Below are 20,565 nucleotides of genomic sequence, written 5' to 3' on the forward strand. Positions count from 1 at the left end.
TTTCCCTATTTGTAACGCTCACCAGCACAAGGCCCGATATCGCGATCGTGCTGCCATGACTGTCCTCTCACAGAGTTGAGACGACGGCTCACTTACCCCCTATCCTAATTCGAACGCACAACCTGAGCGGAAGCTGAGAAGAGGTTTTTCTACGTGGGCGAAACGCGTGCAATTCCCGTCGCTGTGATCGGGATGTCATGCCGACTTCCTGGCGGCATCGAGTCGCCGGAACAGCTCTGGGACGCCCTGCTGAAGGGTGACGACTTCGTCACCGAAATTCCGCGCGGCCGCTGGGATGCAGAGGAGTACTACGACCCCGAGCCCGGTGTCCCCGGGCGTTCGGTGTCCAAGTGGGGAGCGTTCCTCGACGACGCCTCCGCCTTCGATCACGGCTTCTTCGGCATCACCGAGCGCGAGGCCACCGCGATCGATCCGCAGCACCGGGTGCTGCTGGAGACCGCGTGGGAGGCCGTCGAACACTCGGGCATGAACCCGTCGAACCTGGCGGGGTCCAAGACCGGCGTATTCATGGGCCTGACCCACAACGACTACACCTACCTCGCGGCCGACACCAGGGCGCTGGAGGGGCCGTACGGGTTCACCGGCACGAGCTTCAGCCTCGCGTCCGGGCGCATCTCGTACGCGCTGAACGTCCACGGCCCAGCGGTCACGGTGGACACCGCCTGCTCGTCGGGCCTGAGTGCCATCCACATGGCCTGCCGCAGCCTGCACGAGGGCGAGAGCGACCTCGCGCTGGCCGGTGGCGTGTCGGTGCTGCTGGAGCCCCGCAAGGCCGCCGGTGGTTCGGCCGCGGGCATGCTCTCACCGACGGGCCGCTGCCACGCCTTTGACGTCGACGCCGACGGGTTCGTCTCCGCCGAGGGCTGCGCGGTGCTGATGCTCAAGCGCCTCGACGACGCGGTGGCCGACGGTGACCGCATCCTCGCGGTCATCCGCGGCACCGCCTCCAACCAGGACGGCCGCACGGTCAACATCGCCACCCCGTCCTCGGAGGCACAGATCGCCGTCTACCGGCAGGCGCTGGAGACCGCAGGGGTCGATCCCGCGACCGTCGGGCTGGTCGAGGCCCACGGGACCGGCACCCCGGTCGGCGATCCGCTCGAGTACGCGAGCGTGGCCGCGGTGTACGGCACCGACGGTCCGTGTGCGCTCGGCTCGGTCAAGACCAACTTCGGCCACACCCAGTCGGCCGCCGGAGCGCTCGGCGTGATGAAGGCCGTGCTCTCGGTGCAGCACGGCGTCGTCCCGAAGAACCTGCACTTCAACCAGCTGCCCGAGGAGATGGCCAAGATCGAGACCGGGCTGTTCGTGCCCGACTCGAACACCACCTGGCCCAACGCCGGGGCGCATCCGCGCCGCGCCACCGTCTCCGCGTACGGCCTGTCCGGCACCAACGTGCACGCGGTCGTCGAGCAGGCGCCCGAGCCGCAGCGCGAGCCGGTGACCTCGGCGGCCGACGGACCGCTGATGTTCCCGCTGTCGTCGACCTCGCCCGAGGAGCTGCGCCGCACCGCGGGCCGGATGGCCGACTGGTTGGCGCAGAGCGGCGACGGCAACGGCCGCGGACCGGCGATCAACCTGCCGGACCTGGCCTACACGCTGACCCGCAGGCGCGGGCACCGCTCGGTGCGCACCGCGGTGATCGCCGGCGGCCGCGACGAGCTGATCAACGAGTTCCGTGCGGTCGCCGAGGGCGACACCCCGTACCAGCCGGCCGTCGCGCAGGACGACCGCGGGCCGGTGTGGGTGTTCTCCGGTCAGGGCTCGCAGTGGGCCGGGATGGGCGCGGAGTTGCTGACCCGCGAACCGGTGTTCGCCGCCACCGTGGCCGAACTCGAGCCGCTGATCGCCCGGGAGTCGAATTTCTCGGTGACCGAGGCGATGACGGCACCCGAGACGGTCACCGGCATCGACCGGGTGCAGCCGACGGTGTTCGCCGTGCAGGTCGCGCTCGCCGCCACGATGCGGTCCTACGGGGTGACGCCGGGCGCGGTGATCGGGCACTCGATGGGCGAGGTGGCGGCATCTGTGGTCGCCGGTGCGCTGTCCCTCGACGACGCGGTGAAGGTGATCTGCCGCCGGTCGCGGCTGATGGCGCGCATCGCCGGCTCCGGGGCGATGGCCTCGGTGGAACTGCCTGCCTCACAGGTCATTTCCGAGCTCGCCGCGCGCGGTATCACCGACGTCTCACTGGCCGTGGTGGCCTCGCCGCAGTCGACCGTCGTCGGCGGTGCCACGCAGTCGGTGCGCGATCTGGTCGCGGCGTGGGAGCAGCGTGACGTGATGGCCCGTGAGGTGGCCGTCGACGTGGCATCGCACTCGCCGCAGGTCGATCCGATCCTCGACGACCTCGCAGACGCCCTCGAGGACCTCGATCCTCGCGAACCCGAGATCCCGTACTACTCGGCGACGCTGTACGACCCGCGCGATGTCGCCGACTACGACGCGGACTACTGGGTGGACAACCTGCGCCACACGGTGCGCTTCGCCGCCGCCGTGCAGGCCGCTCTCGAGGACGGACACCGGGTGTTCGCCGAGCTGTCCCCGCATCCGCTGCTGACGCACGCCGTCGAGCAGACCGCGCGCAGCCTCGACGTGCCGTCGGCGGTGCTGGCCGGGATGCGCAGGGGCCAGGAGCTGCCGAGCGGTCTGCTGCCGCTGGCCGCCGATCTCTACAGTGTCGGTGCGGCCGTGGACTTTTCGGTCCGGCATCCGTCGGGTCAGCTGATCAACGCCCCGCTGCCGACGTGGACGCACACCTCGCTGCTGCTCGACCAGGACAGCGCCGATGTGCCGGCCCGCGGCGCGCACACGATCGCGGTGCACCCGCTGCTGGGCTCGCACGTCGTGCTGCCCGAAGAACCCGAACGCCATCAGTGGCAGGGCGAGGTGGGCACCGAGGCGCAGCCGTGGCTGGCCGACCACCAGGTCCACGAGGTCGCGGTGCTGCCGGGCGCGGCGTACTGCGAGATGGCGCTCGCCGCGGCCCGCGCGGTGCTCGGCGACTCCGCCGAGGTGCGCGACGTGTCCTTCGAACGGATGCTGCTGCTCGACGAGGAGACCCCGATATCGGCCTCGGCGACAACGCTTTCGCCGGGTGTGGTCGAGTTCGCGGTGGAGACCTACGAGGCCGGTGAACGGACCCGGCGCGCGACGGCGACGCTCAATGCCGCCGCCGACGACGAGGTGACGCCGACGACCTACGACGTCGACGCGCTGCGCGCCGCACACCCCGACAGCGTCGAGGGTGAGGATCTGCGCGCCGCGTTCGGCAGCGTCGGCATCAAACACGGTGCCGCGTTCGCCGGCCTGGCCACCGCCTACACCGCCGACGGTGACACGGTGCTGGCCGCGACGGCGCTGCCCGGCCCGCTGCGTTCGCAGCAGTCCGGATACGGCGTGCACCCAGCGCTGCTGGACGCGTGCTTCCAGTCGGTGGTGGCGCACCCCGACGTGCAGAGCGCCGCCGCGGGTGGCGGAATGTTGTTGCCGCTCGGGGTATCCCGGATGCGTGCGTTCGGCTCGGCCCGCAACGCGCACTACTGCTACAGCCGAATCGTCTCCGCCGACTCCGACGGCGTGGTGGCCGACCTCGAGGTGCTCGACGAGCACGGCACCGTGGTGCTCAGCATCACCGGGTTGAAGCTCGGCGCGGGCACCTCCGAGCAGGCCCAGGCCGACCGCAAGCTCAACGAGCGGCTGCTGACCATCGAGTGGCAGCAGCAGGAACTGCCCGAGGCCGATCTCGACGACGCCGGATCGTGGGTGCTGATCAACATCAGCGGCAACGGCAACGCGCTGGCCGCCGACCTCGCCGACGCGCTGAAGTCCGCGGGTGCGGACTGCACGACGCTGGCGTGGGCGCCGAACTCCGACCACGCTACCAACGCCGAAACCCTTGCCGCACATCTGAACGGGCAGCTCGTCACCGGTGTGGTGGTGCTGCCGGGACCGGCCCAGGCCGTCGACGCCGCGGCCGGACGACGCGGCGGCGAATGCGTGAAGCATGTGGTCCGGATCGCGCGTGAGCTTCCCGAGGTCGCCGGCGAGCCGCCGCGGCTGTACGTGGTGGAGCGCAACGCGCAACAGGTGCTCGCCGACGACGTGCCGAATGTCGAGCACGCCGGTCTGCGCGGCCTGATGCGCGCACTCGGAATGGAGCATCCGCGGCTGCGTCCGACGCAGATCGACGTCGACGACGTCACCGATGGTGCTCAGCTGGCCGGTCAGCTGCTGGCCGGTTCCGACGAGGACGAGACCGCGTGGCGCGACGGCCGGTGGTACACCGCGCGGCTGACCCCCTCGCCGTTGCGGCCCGAGGAGCGCAAGACCACCGAGGTCGACGCCGAACACGACGGTGTGCGGCTGCAGGTTCGCAACCCCGGCGACCTCGAATCGCTGGAACTCGTTGCCTTCGACCGGACCCCGCCGGGGCCGGGCGAGATCGAGGTGGCGGTCAGCGCGTCGAGCATCAACTTCGTCGACGTCCTGGTGGCGTTCGGCCGCGCACCGAGCTTCGACGGCCGGCTGCCGGCACTGGGTTCGGAGTTCGGCGGTGTGGTCACCGCCGTCGGACCCGGTGTGACGACGCACCAGGTCGGCGACCGGGTCGGCGGCGTGTCCGCCAACGGCTGCTGGGGCACGTTCGTGACCTGCGACGCCAACCTGGCCACCAAGCTGCCCGACAACTTCGCCGAACACGAGGCCGCCGCCGTCGGCCTGGCGTACGCCACCGTGTGGCTCGGGCTGGTCGAACTCGCCCGCATCGGCGAGGGCGAGAAGGTGCTGATCCATTCCGCCACCGGCGGAGTGGGGCAGGCCGCGATCGCCGTCGCCAAGTCCGTCGGTGCCGAGATCTACGCCACCGCCGGCAGCGAAGACCGTCGACAGTTGCTGCGGGACTGGGGGATCGAGCACGTCTACGATTCGCGCAGCACCGCGTTCGCCGACGAGATCCGGCGCGACACCGACGGTTACGGCGTCGACATCGTGCTGAACTCGGTCACCGGCGCCGCCCAGCGGGCCGGTCTCGAACTGCTGGCGTTCGGCGGGCGGTTCGTCGAGATCGGCAAGCGCGACATCTACGGCGACACCCGGATCGGGCTGTTCCCGTTCCGGCGCAACCTGTCGTTCTACGCCGTCGACCTGGCGCTGATGACGGTCACGCACCCGGACAAGGTGCGCCGACTGCTCGAGCAGGTCTACAAGCTGTGCGCCGAAGGCACGCTTCCGCTGCCGGACATGACGCACTACCCGCTCACCGAGGCGGCCACCGCCATCCGGCAGATGGGCGGCGCGCAGCACATCGGCAAGCTGGTGCTCGACGTTCCGCGCACCGGCCTGGGTACGGCTGTCATTCCGCCCGAGCAGGTTTCGCCGTTCCGCAGCGACGGGGCCTACCTCGTCACCGGTGGTCTCGGCGGTCTGGGCCTGTTCCTGGCGGAGAAGATGGCCGAGGCGGGCGCCGGTCGCATCGTGCTGACCTCGCGCAGCGAGCCGAGCGTCAAGGCCAGGGAGATCGTCGACCTGATCGCGGCGTCGGGTGCCGACATCGTGGTCGAGTGCGGTGACATCACCGCGCCGGGGACGGTCGACCGGCTGGTCGCCGCGGCGACGTCGACAGGGTTGCCGCTGCGCGGTGTGCTGCACGCCGCGGCGGTGGTGGAGGACGCCACGCTGCCGAACATCACCGACGACCTGATCGAACGGGACTGGGCGCCAAAGGTGTACGGCACGTGGAACCTGCACGAAGGGACGCTGTCGCAGCCACTGGACTGGTTCTGCGCGTTCTCCTCGGCGGCGGCGCTGGTCGGATCGCCTGGGCAGGGCGCCTATGCGGCGGCCAACAGCTGGCTCGACGCGTTCATGACGTGGCGGCGGGCCCAGGGGCTGCCGTCGAGCGTGATCGCTTGGGGCGCCTGGGCCGAGATCGGCCGCGGCACGGCGCTGGCCGAGGGCGACGGTGCGATCCTTCCCGACGAGGGCGCGTACGCGTTCGAGGCGCTGCTGAGCCACGACCGCGGATACACCGGGTACGCACCGATTCTCGGCACGCCGTGGCTCACCGCGTTCGCGCAGCGCAGCCCGTTCGCGTCGGCGTTCAAGTCGGCCGGGCAGGGACCGGCCGAGGGCCGGCGCCTGCGCGCCGAACTGGCCGCGATGCCGCGGGAGGACTGGCCGACGCACCTGCGCCGGCTGATCTCCGAGCAGGTCGGGTTGATCCTGCGCCGCGCGATCGACCCCGACCGCCCGCTCTCGGAGTACGGCCTGGACTCGCTGGGCAACCTCGAGCTGCGTACGCGGATCGAGGCCGAGACGGGAATTCGCATCACGTCCATGGGAGTCAGCACGGTGCGAGGCCTTGCTGATCACCTGTGCGAGACGCTCGCCGCCGACGAAGCAGTCCCGGCTACCACCTGACCATCGCTTCCGACACACATCAATAGGGGGTCAAGTGTTCGCACTTGAAGCCGTCCACGACTGGACAGACGCACCGGGTGAGTTCGTGTCGTGGGAGCCTTCAGCGGCCAGCGCGACCAAAGCCGCCGACGCGCCGGTATCCGAGGTGCCGGTCAGTTATCAGCAGGCGCAGCACCTGCGCGCCTACCGCGAACACGTCGCGCGCGGCACGCAGATGGCGCGGCTCACCATCCCGGCGTGGAACATCCAGGGTCGCTGCGACATCCGCCTGATGACCCACGTCATCAACGCGTACCTGCGCCGCCACGACACCTACCGCAGCCGGTTCGAGTTCGTCGGCGACGGCGACGAGGTGGTGCGCCGGACTCTGCGCAGCCCCAAGGACATCAAGTTCGTCGCGACCAACCACGGCCAGACCACGGCCGAGCGGTGGCGCGAGCACGTGCTGGCCACACCGTCGCCGTTGCAGTGGGACTGCTTCCGGTTCGGCGTGATCCAGCGTGCCGATCACTTCACGTTCTTCATGAGCGTGGACCATCTGCACGTCGACGCCATGTTCATGGGGCTGGCGTTCGTCGAGATCCACATGATGTACGCGGCGCTGGCCGGCGGCGGGGCGCCGATCCCGCTGCCGGAGGCGGGCAGCTACGAGGACTACTGCGTGCGTCAGCGCGCGTTCACCTCGGCGCTGACCCCGGATTCGCCTCAGGTACGCGGGTGGTTCGAGTTCACCGACCGCAACGACGGGACGCTGCCGCAGTTCCCGCTGTCGCTGGGCGACCCGTCGGTGCCGTGTGAAGGCGACCTGCTCACCATCGACCTGATGGACGAAAAGCAGTCGGACCGCTTCGAATCAGCCTGCACCGACGCGGGCGCCCGGTTCATCGGCGGAATCTTCGCGGCCGTCGCGCTCGCCGAGAACGAGTTGACCGGCAATCCGACCTACAACGTGATCACCCCGACCAGCACGCGCCACACGCAGGCCGAGATGATGACCACGGGCTGGTTCACCGGGACCGTGCCGGTCAGCGTGGACATCGATCCGACCTCGTTCGCCGCCACTGTCCGGGCGGCGCAGGACGCGTTCGACTCGGGGCTTCCGCTGGCGCATGTGCCGTTCGACCGCGTGCTGGAACTGGGCGCCGATCACGGTGTGCGCAAGCCGGATCCGGGTGTGCCGATGATCTCCTACATGGACGCCACGCTGGCGCCGCTGTCGCCGTCGGTGATCGGCGAGTGGGACACGCTGAACGGCAAGATCTACAGCGAGATGGGCGCCGCCCATCAGGTCGGCATGTGGTTCAACAGGTTCTCCAACGGCACGTCGGTGACGCTGGCGTTCCCGAACAACCCGATCGCCCGCGAATCGGTGACCAGGTACGTCGACGCGATGAAGGCCGTGTTCGTGCGGGTCGCCGCCGGCCGCGGCGAGCTGGCGGCGACTGCCGACCTTCTCGAGTTCGGGATGGCGTGACCTCTGCCGATGACTGAGGTAGCCCTGGACAACCGGTTGTCGTTCACCGACCAACTGTTGTTCCTCGGCCAGCGTGCCACCGGTCAGGAACTGGCGATGCAGGCCGTCTGGGTGTACGAACGGCCGATCGATCTGGACGGTGTGCGCCGCTTCCACGAGAACTTCGGTTACGGGCTGTTCGGCAGGCGTATCGAGCGCTCACCGCTGCCGTTCGGAAGGCACCGGTGGGTCGCGTCGACCGGGCCGGCGGCCGAACTGGCCATCGAGGAGCCCCGGCCGCGAACCGCGCTCAGCGACTGGGTCGACGAGCGGGTGCAGCTACCGCTCGATCCCGAGTGGGGGCCGGGCTGGCATGTCGGTGTGCTGCCGATGACGGGCGGTTCGACGGCAGTGAGCCTGGTGCTGTCGCATTGTCTGGCAGACGGTTTCGGAGGCCTGCTGACCGTCGTCGACGCGATCAAGGGCAACCGCCGTGATTTCGGGTATCCGCCGCCGCGGTCGAAGACCCGGTTACGGGCCACCGCAACGGATCTGCTGGAAACCGCCAAAAGTGCGCCCGAGGTGGCGCGCACGCTCGCGGTCGGGGCGCGGCAGGGGTGGAAGCGACGCGCGGAGTTCTTCCGCCCGAAGGGATCTCGCCCGGATGCGCCCGCGGTGGCGGGCGGCGAGGAGCACGTCGTCGCACCCGCGATCACCATCTACGTCGACCTCGAGACCTGGGACGCCCGCGCTGCGGCGCTCAACGGCAACACCCACTCGCTGGCCGCCGGGTTCGCCGCCAAGCTGGCCGAGCGCGTCGGCAGGCGCCGCGACTCCGACGGCGTCGTCACCCTGCAGATCCCGATCGCCGACCGGGTCGCCGACGACACCCGCGGCAACGCCGCCTCGATCGCGACCGCGTGCATCGACCCGGCCGGGGTGACCACCGACCTCGCCGGCGCCCGCGCGGAGATCAAGCAGGCGCTGACGACGCTGCGCGAAAACCCGGACGAGACACTGGAACTGCTGCCGTTGACGCCGTTCATCCCCAAGCGTGCGGTGCGCGGCGGTTCCGAGGTGGTGTTCAACTTCTCCGACCGGCCGGTGTCGTTCTCCAACCTCGGCGACATCGACCCGGTGGTATCGCGGCTCGACGGCACCGACGCCGACCTGATGATGCTGCGCGGCGTCGACCGCAAGGTCAGTCGGCAGTTCCTGGAACGTCGGGGCGGGCTGCTCACGGTGCTGACCGGGCGGGTCGCCGGCAAGATGTCGATCACCGTCGTGGCGTATCGGCCGGAGGCCGAGAACACCAAGGCGGAGTTGCGCGCACTGGGCGCCGAAGTGCTCGCCGAGTTCGGTCTGGACGGCCTGATCGAATGACGGTGGACACCGACAACCGGCTCGCTTTCATGGACCAGGCCGGCTTCGCGCTCGAACGCGCCACCGGCATCGTCAAGCTGATGCAGATGGTGTGGGTCTACGACCGCGCCGTCGACCTCGACGGGGTGCGCGAGTTCCACCGCAACTTCGGGTTCGGGTTGCCCGGACGGCGAATCGAGAAGTCGCCCTTGCCGTTCGGCAGGCCGCGGTGGGTGGCGTCGTTGGGGCCGCCCGCACCCTTGGACGTCGCCGAAAAGCCTCGGCCGCGTTCGGAGCTCACCGATTGGCTCGACGAACGCGCGGCGCTGCCGGTCGACGTCGAGCGGGGACCGGGCTGGCACATCGGGGTGCTGCCGCTCACCGACGGCGGCAGCGCGGTCACGCTGGTCGGATCGCACTGTCTGGGCGACGGGGTGGCCGCCCTGCTGAGCGTCGTGGAAGCCACCGTCGCCGCCAGGCGGGACATCGGCTATCCACCGCCCTATTCGCGCACCAGGTTCCGTGGGGCGTTGACCGATCTGCGCGAGACCGCACGGGGTCTGCCGCAAACCGCCCGCACCGTGGCCGCCGCCGCCAAACTCGGCCTGCGACTGCGTGATCAGGCCGCCGACGAGCAGCCCAGATCGGCCGCGCCGAAGCCGGCCGTCACATCGGGAACGTCCGGCGACGAGGTGATCATCGTCCCGGCGGCCAACCTGTTCGTCGACCTGGCCGAGTGGGACGCGGCCGCGGCGTCGCGCAACGGCAACAGCTATTCGCTGCTGGCCGGTTTTGCGGCCCGGCTCGGCGTGCTGATGGGACGACAGCGGGCCGACGGCACGGTCGGCCTGCTCATCGCGCTCAACGACCGCACCACCCTCGACGACACCCGAGCTCAGGCCATGGTTTTCGCGCAGGTCGGCATCGATCCCGCCCCCGTGCACGACGATCTGACCGAAGCCCGCATCTCGCTGCGTCAGGCGATCAAGACGGCGCGCGAGCAACCGGATGACACGCTGCAGTTGCTGCCGCTGGTGCCGTTCGTGCCTCGACGGGTGCTCGCGAAGGTCGCCGACGTCTTCTTCGGCTCCGGGGATGACCTACCCGTATCGTGTTCGAACCTCGGGGATCTCGAGCCGCTGGCAGGCCGGGTGGACGGCACCGACGCCGACTATGTGATGCTGCGCGGTGTCGATCAGGGCGTGCGCCGATCCGTGATCGAGCGCGCCGGCGGCCAGCTCGTGGTCGTCGCCGGCCGCATCAACGGCAGGATCTCGATCTGCGTCGTCGGATACCAGTGCGGCACCGAGAATTCCAAAGATCGCCTGCGGGCGCTGGCCCGGCAGGCGATCGAGGAGTTCGGTCTTTCCGCCGAAGTGCTCTGAAGCGGACTCGCTCAGGGCTTCTTGAGGTTGTACAGGCGGTACACGATGTCGCCGCGCTGCACCTCTTCGTAGAGCGGGCTGCCCTCGGTCACACCGACGTCGCGGCCGAGGCGGCGCAGCGGCGGCGGAGCGTGCCGGTTGATCAGGTCCTGGTAGCGCTTGGAGTTCTTCTCCAGCCCGCGCAGCACCTGCTCGTTGATGTCCTCGCAGGACACCACTTCCAGACCCGACTGCGCCAGGTCCGCTTCCCATTTCGCGACGTCGTCGCGGCCACGCAGATCCGCGTACAGAAAGTGGCCGCCGGGTTTGAGGACGCGAACCACCTCGGCGAGGAACTTGAGGTAGTTCGGATACAGGTGCGCCGCTTCGACATTGATCACTGCGTCGAAGGATCCGTCCGGGAACGGCAGGTTCTCGGCGTCGCCTTCGAGGAACGCCAACCCCGGCAGCGGATGCTTACGCCGGCAGAACGCGATACCCGACGGGTTGAGGTCCAACCCGGTGTAGGACGCCGGGTTCATCGTCCGCATGACGTAGGAGGCCGCACCACCGTGGCCGCAGCTGACCTCGAGCACACGCTTGCCGGCGAGGTCTTCCTGCGCCGCCACCCGGTGGTACAACTGGATCCCGATCCGCTCCGGCTCGTCGGACGGATCCAACGGCAGATTCATCGGCGGATCTTCCTCATAACCCCAGTTGAGGAAGAAGACGTCGTCGTCGCCGAGCCTGCGGGTCATGATGCTGTACCCGTACTTGGCGACGATCTTGCCGAAATGCCGGTGCGAGAAGGCAACGGCCTTGGTCAGCGTGTCGCGATAGATGCCCTCAATCATCCGGCACAGTATCTCAGGTCGATTGCTGAATGACTAATCCGGAAAGCTCCAGGCCGCGACGTTGATACGGTTTGCCCGATGTCGACTTTCAACACGCTCGCGTTCATGGACCAGGCGTCCTATCTGTGGGTCCGTGCGAGTGGGCATGTGCACGCCATCCAGTTGACCTGGGTGTACCGCCGTGAGGTCAACCTCGACGAGATCCGGCGGACGCACGATGCGCTAGCCCGCGGGATCGTCGGGCGCCGCGTCGAACCCAGCCGGTTCCCGGGCGGTCGGCACCGCTGGGTGGCCAGCCACGATCTGCCCGGCGTCGATATCGAAAAGCCCCGGACCCGAGACGGTATCGCCGACTGGTTCGAGGAACGCGCCCAGCGTCCGGTCGACCCGGAATTCGGGCCGGTCTGGCACCTCGGGGTGCTTCCCGTGACCGACTACGGCACCGCCGTCACCCTCATCGCCTCCCACACGGTGATCGACGGGGTCGGGCTGTGCGGCGCCGTCATCGACGCGGTGACCGGTGTCGAGCACGACTTCGGCTACCCGCCGCCGGGGGCGCGCACCCGGCGGCAGGCGCTGCGCGAGGACGCCCGAAACACGTTCCGGGGCCTGCCGCAGGTGGGTCGTGCGCTCGGCGCGGTGGCCAGCGTGGCGATGCAGAACAAGCCCAGCTTCTCGCGGGACAAAACGCAGCGCCCGCCGAAGCTGCCCAAGGCGGAGCGCAAGAAAGCGGTGGTGGTACCCACCGCGACCGTGTACATCGATCTCGCGCAGTGGGATTCGCGCGCTGAGGAACTCGGTGGTTCGAGCAACGCGCTGTTCGCGGGCTTCGCGGCCAGGCTCGGCGAGCGGTTCGGCCGCAGCCACCCGAAGACGGGGCTGGTGACGCTGAACTACCCGGTCAACGACCGCACCGAGAACGACCTGCGCGCGAACGCGCTCAAAGGCATGGACTTCGCGATCGATCCCGCCGGCGTGACCGAGGATCTGCGCGGCGTGCGGGCGGCAATCAAACAGGCGCTGGTGTCCGGGGAGGGCAAGTTCGCCGAGCAGGAACGGGTTTTCCCGCTGACACCGTATGTGCCGGTATCGGTGGTGTCCCGGTTGCCGCTCGGGGCGGTCAACGCCGCCGACTCCCCGGTCGGTTGTTCGGCGTTCGGGGACATCGACGCCACCGTGACCCGCATCGACGGGGCCGAGTCGGACTACTTCACGGTGCGGATGGTCGAGCAGAACCTCACCGCGGACAGCCCGGAGGTCTCGTCGGGTGAGCTCTACATGACCTCCGGACGGGTATGCGGGAAATTTTTCATCAGTTTCCGCGCGTACCAACCCGGGTTGTCGAACTCCAAAGATTGGCTGCTGCAGCAGGTTACGGAAACGCTCGAGGAATTCGGGCTGACCGCGTTCATCGAGTGACTGCGTGTGCGCGGCTGCGCACCGCCTCCTCCAACAGGTCGGCCGCCGTCGCGACGCTCTGCGCGGGGTCGGTCAGCTGCGCCGACACCGCGCGCGCGTGCTCGGCACACTGGGGGCTCAGCACGGTGCGCAGACCGGCCGCCAGCGCGTCGCTGGTCAGCCGCGAGAACCGCAGGCAGTCCCCGATTCCGAGGCGCTGCACCTGTTTTCCCCAGAACGGCTGATCGGCACCCACCCAGATGACCAGGGTCGGCACCCCGGCCCGAACGCTGGCGGCGGTTGTGCCGGCACCGCCGTGGTGCACGACCGCCCGGCAGCGGGGGAACACCGCCGCATGATTGACCGTACGCACCACCTTCACATGGTCGGCGCCGGTGAAGTCGACCCCGGAGAGGTCCCAGACGCCCGAGCTGATGAGCGCGCGTTCACCCAGGCGCGCGCAGACATCGATGATCATCTGAACGGCGGCGCCGGGGGATTCGACGGGCATGCTGCCGAACCCGAAGTAGATCGGCGGCGAGCCGGCGGCCAGCCACGAGGTCACCTCGTCGTCGTCGGCCGTCGCCAACCCCAGCGTCATCGACCCGATCAGCGGCCGGCGTCCGGCCCACTCTTCGGACAGACCCGGGAAGAACAGCGGGTCATAGGCCTGGATCTCCAGGGCGCCGCCCTCGACGATGCGCCGCACCGCACGCACCCGGGCCTTGGGCAGGCCCAGCTCGCGGCGCTGAGCGTCTTCGGCCTCCTTGAGCGCACGCCAGTGCACCCATTCCGCCACGGCCCAGCCGGAGCGCACGAGCTTCGGCGGAAGCGGCACCGGCAGCACCTGGCTGTTGGCGCGGGCCGGGAAGTAGTGCAGGGCGGCCAGCGGGATGTCGTAGTGCTCGGCGACGTTGGCCGCGACCTCCTGGTACGTCGTACCGGTCAGGATCAGGTCCGCACCCTCGGCCAGGCCGGTCAGCGTCGCGCTCATCTCGGCCCAGCCCTGGGTGATGTAGTCGCGCAACTCCCGCAGGATGGTCGCCGGGTTACGGATCTTCCAGTACTGGCGGAAGACGTTGGCGTCGAGCTGCTCCTGGGAATCGACCCCGTACGGCAAAGCGGACAGGCCCGCGGACTCGACGAACTCGATCAGGTTCGGGGGTGCGGCGAAGCTCACCCGGTGACCGCGGCGGACCAGTTCCAGGCCCACGGCGGCACACGGTTCGACGTCGCCACGGGTTCCGTGGACGGCGATAGCAAATTTCATCGAAGGCCTTGTCGTGATTTACGTGGGCAAATGTGCGCAACTGTTTCGCCAGCAAATATCGGCGTGGACGTCAGCGGGTGGTCGGGCCGCCGGGGGTGCGGTGCCGAAGGCGGCAATCGGCGCAGGCCATGATCAAAACCGGGGACGGGCACGGTCTGATTGAAGCACAGTCGGTGGTCAGGGCAAGCCGGTCGAAAGCACAGGTGAGCCGTCGTGCGCAACCGATGGTGCGGTTGCTGGCAGCAAACACCTGTGTGGTCTCACCGACCCGATTTCGCGTGTAGCCTATTTGGGATGTTGCGGCGCGCCATACCCCGCGGTGCGTTTAGCGGGGCGGGACTCGAAAGCCTGGGACGGCTGATAGTTCGTCATCCCGTTTTGGTGATCGTGGGCTGGGTTCTCATCGCCGTGACGCTGTTCCTGTCGCTGCCGCCCCTGATGGAGGTGGCCGAGCGCAAACCCCCGGGTCTGCTACCCGATTCGTCCTCGGTGATGATTGCCGGCAACGAGATGGGCGAAGCCTTCGCCGAGGGTGCCGGATCAGGCAACTCCGGCAACGTCGGCGCGATCATCTTCGCCAACGAGAACGGCCTGACGCCCGAAGACGAGGCCACCTACCGCAAGGTGGTGGACCGGCTCCACGCCATGCCCGAGCAGGTGCTGTCCACCCAGGACTTCGTCTCCATCCCTGAGCTCCGGCAGGTGATGACGAGCGAGGACAAGAAGGCCTGGCAGCTGCCGATCAGCATGCAGGGCACGATGGGCACCGGTGAGGGCCAGCGCGCCTACAAGACCATCCTCAAGGAAGTCAACGCGGTCACCGAGGACTCGGACCTCGAGGTCAACGTCATCGGGCCCGCAGCCACCTTCGACGACCTCAACAAGATCGGGCACCGCGACCAGCTCGTCATCGAGATCGTCACCGTCGTCGCGGTGCTCTCGATCTTGATCATGGTGTACCGCAACGTCGTTGCGATCATCCTGCCGATGCTGATGATCGGCGTCGGGCTCGTCGTGGCCCAGTCGGTGGTGGCAGGCCTGGGTGACCTGGAGGTGATCGGCCTCGGCCCGCAGACGTTGATGTTGATGACCGCGATGATGATGGGCGCGGGCACCGACTACGCGATCTTCTTCTTCACCCGCTACCACGAACTGATCCGCGAGGGACTCGAGTCCGACGACGCGGTCATCACCGCGCTCGGCACCATCGGCAAGGTGATCGCCGGTTCCGCGGGCACCACCGCGCTGGCCTTCTACGGCCTGGCGTTCACCAAGCTCGGCGCGTTCTCGACCGTCGGCCCGGCGCTCGGCGTCACCGTGCTGATCGGGTTCCTCGTCGCGGTCACCCTGCTGCCGGCGATGATCGTGCTCACCGGGCGTCGCGGCTGGGTCAAGCCCCGTAAGGACCTGACGAGCCGGTGGTGGCGTCGCTCCGGCATCCACATCGTGCGCAGGCCGGTGTTCCACCTCGCCGTCAGCCTGGTGATTCTCATCGGTCTCGCCGCGTGCTTCACGATGATCAGGTTCAACTACGACGAACGTACGAGCCTGCCCGCCGACGCCTCGAGCAACATCGGATACGCGGCGCTGGACAAGCATTTCCCGATCAGCAGCACGATCCAGCAGTTCCTGCTGGTGCAGGCGCCGGACCAGGATCTCCGCAGCCCCAAGGCGCTCGCTGACATGGAGGAGATGGCCAAGCGGGTGGCCGCGCTGCCCGACATCGACATGATCCGGGGCATCACGAGGCCGACCGGTGAGGTGCTCGAACAGGCCAAGGCGACCTACCAGGCCGGTGAGGTCGGGTCCAAGCTCGGCGACGCGTCGCAGTTGATCGAGGACAACGACGCCAACCTCAACCTGCTCAGCGGCGGCGCGGACAAACTCGCCGACACGCTCGATCAGCTGCGCGACGGGGTCGTCGACGGGATCGTCACGTTGCGTCCGCTGGCCAAGGTGCTGACCGACATGCAGGAGAAGTACGGCGGCACCACCACACTCGAGGAGATCGACAAGACCGCCACACTGGTGGCGAACATGAAATCGCTCGGTGATGCGATGGGCGACAGCCTGATGCAGATGGCCGAGATGTACAGCTGGGCAGGCCCGATCGTGAAGTCGCTCAACTCGAGCCCGGTCTGCAACGTCGACCCGTCCTGCGTCGAGTCGCGGGCGTACCTGCAGCGGATCACCAAGATGAACGACGACGGCACCGCGCAGAAGGTCGCCAACCTCGGTCGCGTCCTGCAGGAGACCGAGGCCACCCAGACCCTCGACGAGACCGTGCGCGATCTGGGCACCAGCATGAAGGTCGCGGTCGAGGCGATCCGCGCCGCCGGCCTCGAGGACACGGGCAGCGTGCAGGCGCAACTCGCCGAGGCGCAGGAGGGCGCCAACCTGTTGGCCGATTCCAGTCGTCAGCTCGCCGAGGGCGTGCAACTGCTCGTCGACCAGACCCGCAACATGGGTGGCGGGCTCGACCAGGCGTCGGCCTTCCTGATGGCGATGCGCAGCGAAGCCAAGGACCCGCCGATGGCCGGGTTCTACGTGCCGCCGCAGATCCTCACCCAGGAGGAGTTCCAGAAAGCCGCCAAGCTGTTCATCTCGCCCGACGGGCACACGGCGCGCTACCTGGTGCAGACGGGTCTGAACCCGTTCGGCACCGAGGCCATGGACCAGGTCGACGACATCATCAAGGCGGCCGAAAGCGCCAAGCCGAACACGTCTTTGGCGGATGCGAAGATCTCGATGGTCGGGTTCTCGGCGGTCCAGAACGACATCCGCAACTACTACAACGGCGATGTCCGGTTCATCATCATCGTCACGCTGCTCGTGGTGCTGCTGATCCTCGTCGTGCTGCTGAAGTCGCTGGTCGCCCCGATCTACCTGGTGGGGTCGGTGATCCTGTCCTACGTGTCGGCGCTGGGCATCGGGGTGGTGTTCTTCCAGTTCATCCTCGGTCAGGGCATCCACTGGAGTGTGCCGGGGATGACGTTCCTGGTGCTGGTCGCGGTGGGCGCGGACTACAACCTGCTGCTGATCGCCCGAATACGCGACGAGGCCGCGCGGGGGATCCGCACCGCGGTCATCCGCACGGTCACCGCGACAGGCAGCGTGATCACCTCCGCCGGACTGATTTTCGCGGCGTCGATGTTCGGCCTGACGTTCTCGAGCCTGCAGGCGGTCGTGCAGATCGGCTTCGTCATCGGTATCGGTCTGCTGCTCGATACGTTCCTGGTGCGCACGATCACTGTGCCGGCATTGGCGGTGCTGATCGGCGACCGCAACTGGTGGCCCTCCAAACCCACGTTCGACGCCAAACCGTTGGTCACTCCTTTCCGCGGGGTCGACCGCAGCGGGGACAGCGACGAGATCACCGAGCCGATCCCGAATTCTTCGCTCGCCGAGGCGGATTCAGACGACTTCGACGACGACGAGCCCGACCGCACCGACGAACTGGTCTCGGTCGGCGGCGGCGACACCCGCACGGGCGACGGCTGGGTGCCCCCGCAGTAGGCGTCAGGAGCGGAACACTCGCGCTATACGCGCGGCATCATCTCTGAGTTGCTTCGCATCGCGTCGCCTATCAGACTTCCCCAGTCTTTCACGATGTTTCGCGAGGCAGCCCGGCGGCGGCTCGCGGCATCAGTGAACACACGCTGCGACAGAGGTGTGGCTTCGAGTGACAGGATCGCAGATGCGAAAGCCTCCGGGTGCGGCTCCGCGACCTTGCCGGGCACGAATTCCGGGATCACCTTCGCCATTACACTGCGGTCCGCGGCGACGACGGGTTTGCCGAAGCTGGCCGCTTCGTACAACACCAGGCCGTAGGTCTCACCCAGAGATGGGTGTACGACGATTTGTGCCTGCGAATAGAATTCGGCAGGGTTTTCGACGTAGCCGCGAAAATTCACTCGTTCAGTTATCCCCAGATCGTTCGCCAAGCGCTCTAGAGCCCTTCGCTCCGGGCCGTCTCCGACAACATCCAGCGAATATTGTTCTGGTAGGAGCGCGAGCGTGCGCAATGCGAGCCCCTGATTCTTGGTCCTGGTCAAAGAGCCGACGGTCACGAGTCGCCCGCTGCAGATTTCTTCGGCGAAGTGTGAATCGAACTCTCGAACGATATTCGGTATTACCTCAATTCTGTCCTGGAAGCCAGCTTCCCGCATATCGTGCCGCACCGATTCGCTGACGGTAACAGTGGCAAATGCGCGGTGATAATAGCGCCGAGCCGCGGCCTCCATCACCGCGAGACGCTTACATGACGCGACTTTGCCCTTGTCAAAAGAATGTTCTGCGATCAGGGTGTGGGCTAGTAATTTCTTCGGTAGTGCCATCAGCATCGGGATCGCAGTCCAAACGCCGCAAAGTATTATTACGTCGCCATTGGGGTCATTGCGGTGGCTGAAGGCTCGGGTGAGTGTGACAGCTCGTTTCCAGTCAGGTATCCGCCCACCCCATGACTCGACCGTCACATGATCAATAGGAACATCGGCGCCGTCGTCTGCCAGGAGGACGATCCGCACCTCATAATCTCTGGCCAGCGCCTTCGCCAGCGACAGAGTTGCCGACTCCATGCCCAGCAGCGGAGACAACGAGAGAATCACGAGCGTGACGCGAGTGCGCCGGCCGGAGATCGGTTCTTCGAATTTCATGTAGCTACCCCCGACCCCCAATGTAGAACACGCTTCCCGCCGATGCGAGCCAGCCTATATTGCGTAGCCGGTCGTGGCTGACGACTACGGAATACCACCGAAATGAACCGCGGAGTTTGCACGTCGCCTCTGCGCCGGGCGCTTCAAAAAACGTAGACAGGAGTTGGTTGCACCTCCGCGTGCGATATATCTGCACGCGGGTAAGGTGTGCGCAATACTCGAAGGGGGTTGCAAAATTCAGAAAATCCTGGCCGGCAGGCAGCGATTCAAGCAAGTGGTCCGTCGTGCTGAAACTGTGGTAGCAAGACTCGGTTTTACCACCTCAGCCGACTACTGGGAGAAGCGATACCGTCGCGGCGGCACCTCAGGCGCCGGGTCGTACAACCGGCTTGCCGAATTCAAAGCCGAGGTGCTCAACGATTTCGTACGGGTAAACCGAGTACGCACGGTGATCGAGTTCGGTTCGGGTGACGGTGCCCAAGTGCAATTGGCCGAGTTTCCGGACTATGTCGGGGTCGATGTCTCGCAAACTGCGATCTCGGCGTGCCGACGCCGGTTCGCCGGTGATTCTTCGAAACGGTTCGTACACACCGGCGATATTTCTACACAAGACCGAGGCGAGTTGGCGCTGTCATTGGACGTGATCTACCACCTGGTCGAGGACGAGGTATTCGATTCCTATATGTGCCAGCTATTCGATGCCGCAGACAGATACGTGATCGTCTACTCGAGCAACGACACGCGCGACTGGCCCGACCCTCACGTCAAACATCGCCGATTCACTGACTGGGTCGATCAGAACCGTCCGGATTTCACTGTGACCGAACGGATTCCGAACCGCTACCCGTATTCGAGCGACGACCCGGACAACACCAGCTTCGCTGACTTCTACGTCTTCACCCGGCGGAACTGAGCCGCTCGCCCTGTGCTGCGGAGCTATCTGCCGCTGACCAGGAATCCGTAGCCGTGCTTGCCGATCATGTAGCGGATCGACTCGTACTGCTGGCGACGGCGCTTCTTTCCTCGGACGTCGATGTAGTGGTGCACCACCTCGATGCTCGGATCGAAATACCGCTTGACGCCCGCTTTCTCCAACCGGATCGCCAGATCCTGGGCGCCGTGGTTCCGCATTTTGGGGTCGTACCCGCCGATCGCCTTGAACACACGCGAGAAGATCAGCATGTTGCCCTCGTGGAGCCAGTACGCCTCGGCCGGCCGAGGCGGCTCCAGGACGTTGGGCCACTTGTTCGCCGCAGGGGTCCCCAGCAGCTTCACGGCGCGCGCCAGTGCTGGCCGCTCCTTCACCCGGTCGACCAGCGGAGGCACAAGTGTGACAATGGTTTTCAGCGAGAACACGGGTCCGTAGTTGTACGGTTCCTGGCTGCCGTCGACGCGGCTGACCAAGCCGCCGATCGCACCTACGCCGCGGTCGGCGTAGCGGGCCGCGACCTCTCGCGCCACGGCGGCGGCTTCGGGCGTGGGGAGATCCATGTCTGCGTCGATGAAGTGAATCAACTCGTCATCGCCGACGTGGTCGATGATCTGGTTGCGGTTGGCGGTGCAACCTTGGTTCTGAGGCGCACGCACCAATCTGACTGCACCGTTGAACGAGTTGACTACATCGACGCTGTCATCGGTGGATCCGTCGTCGAGCACATAGATGCGGTCATAGCCACGTTCGATGACCTGAGGTAGCAGCAGACGCAGATGGTGGCCCATGTTGTAGTTAGGGATCGCCGCGACCACCGGCATGTGCTTGGTCACGGTT

The 20,565-nt window shown here is 67.3% G+C and carries 11 protein-coding genes; 7 read left to right on the forward strand and 4 right to left on the reverse strand.

What is annotated here, in order from left to right; translation table 11 throughout:
* The first annotated feature begins 153 nt into the window (after window positions 1-153).
* The 4 genes from pks2 to BHQ18_RS20320 are packed head-to-tail and all read left to right on the forward strand — an operon-like array spanning window position 154 to window position 10,641.
* On the forward strand, window positions 154-6,441 hold the full coding sequence (gene pks2 / locus BHQ18_RS20305; RefSeq protein WP_205866153.1) for a sulfolipid-1 biosynthesis phthioceranic/hydroxyphthioceranic acid synthase: 6,288 nt from the start codon (window positions 154-156) through the stop codon (window positions 6,439-6,441).
* 34 nt (window positions 6,442-6,475) lie between these two features.
* Window positions 6,476-7,915 (forward strand): condensation domain-containing protein, encoded by a 1,440-nt coding sequence (locus tag BHQ18_RS20310; protein ID WP_069415441.1) that lies wholly within the window; start codon window positions 6,476-6,478, stop codon window positions 7,913-7,915.
* A gap of 9 nt (window positions 7,916-7,924) precedes the next feature.
* Window positions 7,925-9,277: a WS/DGAT/MGAT family O-acyltransferase gene (locus BHQ18_RS20315; RefSeq protein WP_069415442.1), complete on the forward strand. Its 1,353-nt coding sequence runs from the start codon at window positions 7,925-7,927 to the stop codon at window positions 9,275-9,277.
* Complete coding sequence (locus BHQ18_RS20320; protein WP_069415443.1) at window positions 9,274-10,641, forward strand: WS/DGAT/MGAT family O-acyltransferase; 1,368 nt, start codon at window positions 9,274-9,276, stop codon at window positions 10,639-10,641. Before BHQ18_RS20315 ends, BHQ18_RS20320 begins: the two co-directional genes overlap by 4 nt.
* Window positions 10,642-10,652: 11 nt before the next feature.
* On the opposite strand, the gene BHQ18_RS20325 is transcribed toward BHQ18_RS20320, so the two are convergent.
* The gene (locus tag BHQ18_RS20325) at window positions 10,653-11,474 is read right to left on the reverse strand and encodes a phthiotriol/phenolphthiotriol dimycocerosates methyltransferase (RefSeq protein WP_109789357.1); all 822 of its coding nucleotides are present in this window, start codon (window positions 11,472-11,474) and stop codon (window positions 10,653-10,655) included.
* Between the two features lie 78 nt (window positions 11,475-11,552).
* On the opposite strand from BHQ18_RS20325, the gene BHQ18_RS20330 reads away from it, so the two are divergent.
* Window positions 11,553-12,893, forward strand: a complete 1,341-nt coding sequence (locus BHQ18_RS20330; RefSeq protein WP_069415444.1) for a condensation domain-containing protein — start codon at window positions 11,553-11,555, stop codon at window positions 12,891-12,893.
* Here BHQ18_RS20330 and BHQ18_RS20335 read toward each other — a convergent pair.
* Window positions 12,883-14,142, reverse strand: a complete 1,260-nt coding sequence (locus tag BHQ18_RS20335) for a glycosyltransferase (protein ID WP_069415445.1) — start codon at window positions 14,140-14,142, stop codon at window positions 12,883-12,885. The two genes, BHQ18_RS20330 and BHQ18_RS20335, sit on opposite strands and share 11 nt — an antisense overlap.
* A gap of 294 nt (window positions 14,143-14,436) precedes the next feature.
* On the opposite strand from BHQ18_RS20335, the gene BHQ18_RS20340 reads away from it, so the two are divergent.
* Entirely contained in the window at window positions 14,437-17,658 is a 3,222-nt protein-coding gene (locus tag BHQ18_RS20340) for an MMPL/RND family transporter (protein ID WP_084294191.1), read from the forward strand.
* 23 nt (window positions 17,659-17,681) lie between these two features.
* On the opposite strand, the gene BHQ18_RS20345 is transcribed toward BHQ18_RS20340, so the two are convergent.
* Window positions 17,682-18,797, reverse strand: a complete 1,116-nt coding sequence (locus tag BHQ18_RS20345; RefSeq protein ID WP_131815716.1) for a glycosyltransferase — start codon at window positions 18,795-18,797, stop codon at window positions 17,682-17,684.
* Between the two features lie 205 nt (window positions 18,798-19,002).
* On the opposite strand from BHQ18_RS20345, the gene BHQ18_RS20350 reads away from it, so the two are divergent.
* Window positions 19,003-19,710 carry a class I SAM-dependent methyltransferase gene (locus BHQ18_RS20350; protein ID WP_165614577.1) on the forward strand — a complete coding sequence of 236 codons (708 nt, stop codon included), beginning with the start codon at window positions 19,003-19,005 and terminating at the stop codon, window positions 19,708-19,710.
* A gap of 23 nt (window positions 19,711-19,733) precedes the next feature.
* Here BHQ18_RS20350 and BHQ18_RS20355 read toward each other — a convergent pair whose 3' ends face one another.
* The gene (locus BHQ18_RS20355; RefSeq protein ID WP_069415510.1) at window positions 19,734-20,549 is read right to left on the reverse strand and encodes a glycosyltransferase family 2 protein; all 816 of its coding nucleotides are present in this window, start codon (window positions 20,547-20,549) and stop codon (window positions 19,734-19,736) included.
* Window positions 20,550-20,565 lie beyond the last annotated feature (16 nt).

It is taken from the genome of Mycolicibacterium flavescens (assembly GCF_001722335.1).
Lineage (GTDB): Bacteria > Actinomycetota > Actinomycetes > Mycobacteriales > Mycobacteriaceae > Mycobacterium > Mycobacterium flavescens.

Bases quoted from the DNA above. Each gene is read 5' to 3' on its own strand.
- BHQ18_RS20315 (WP_069415442.1), top strand. From the start codon at position 7,925: ATGACTGAGGTAGCCCTGGACAACCGGTTGTCGTTCACCGACCAACTG.
- BHQ18_RS20320 (WP_069415443.1), top strand. From the start codon at position 9,274: ATGACGGTGGACACCGACAACCGGCTCGCTTTCATGGACCAGGCCGGC.
- BHQ18_RS20325 (WP_109789357.1), bottom strand. From the start codon at position 11,474: ATGATTGAGGGCATCTATCGCGACACGCTGACCAAGGCCGTTGCCTTC.
- BHQ18_RS20330 (WP_069415444.1), top strand. From the start codon at position 11,553: ATGTCGACTTTCAACACGCTCGCGTTCATGGACCAGGCGTCCTATCTG.
- BHQ18_RS20335 (WP_069415445.1), bottom strand. From the start codon at position 14,142: ATGAAATTTGCTATCGCCGTCCACGGAACCCGTGGCGACGTCGAACCG.
- BHQ18_RS20340 (WP_084294191.1), top strand. From the start codon at position 14,437: ATGTTGCGGCGCGCCATACCCCGCGGTGCGTTTAGCGGGGCGGGACTC.
- BHQ18_RS20345 (WP_131815716.1), bottom strand. From the start codon at position 18,797: ATGAAATTCGAAGAACCGATCTCCGGCCGGCGCACTCGCGTCACGCTC.
- BHQ18_RS20355 (WP_069415510.1), bottom strand. From the start codon at position 20,549: ATGCCGGTGGTCGCGGCGATCCCTAACTACAACATGGGCCACCATCTG.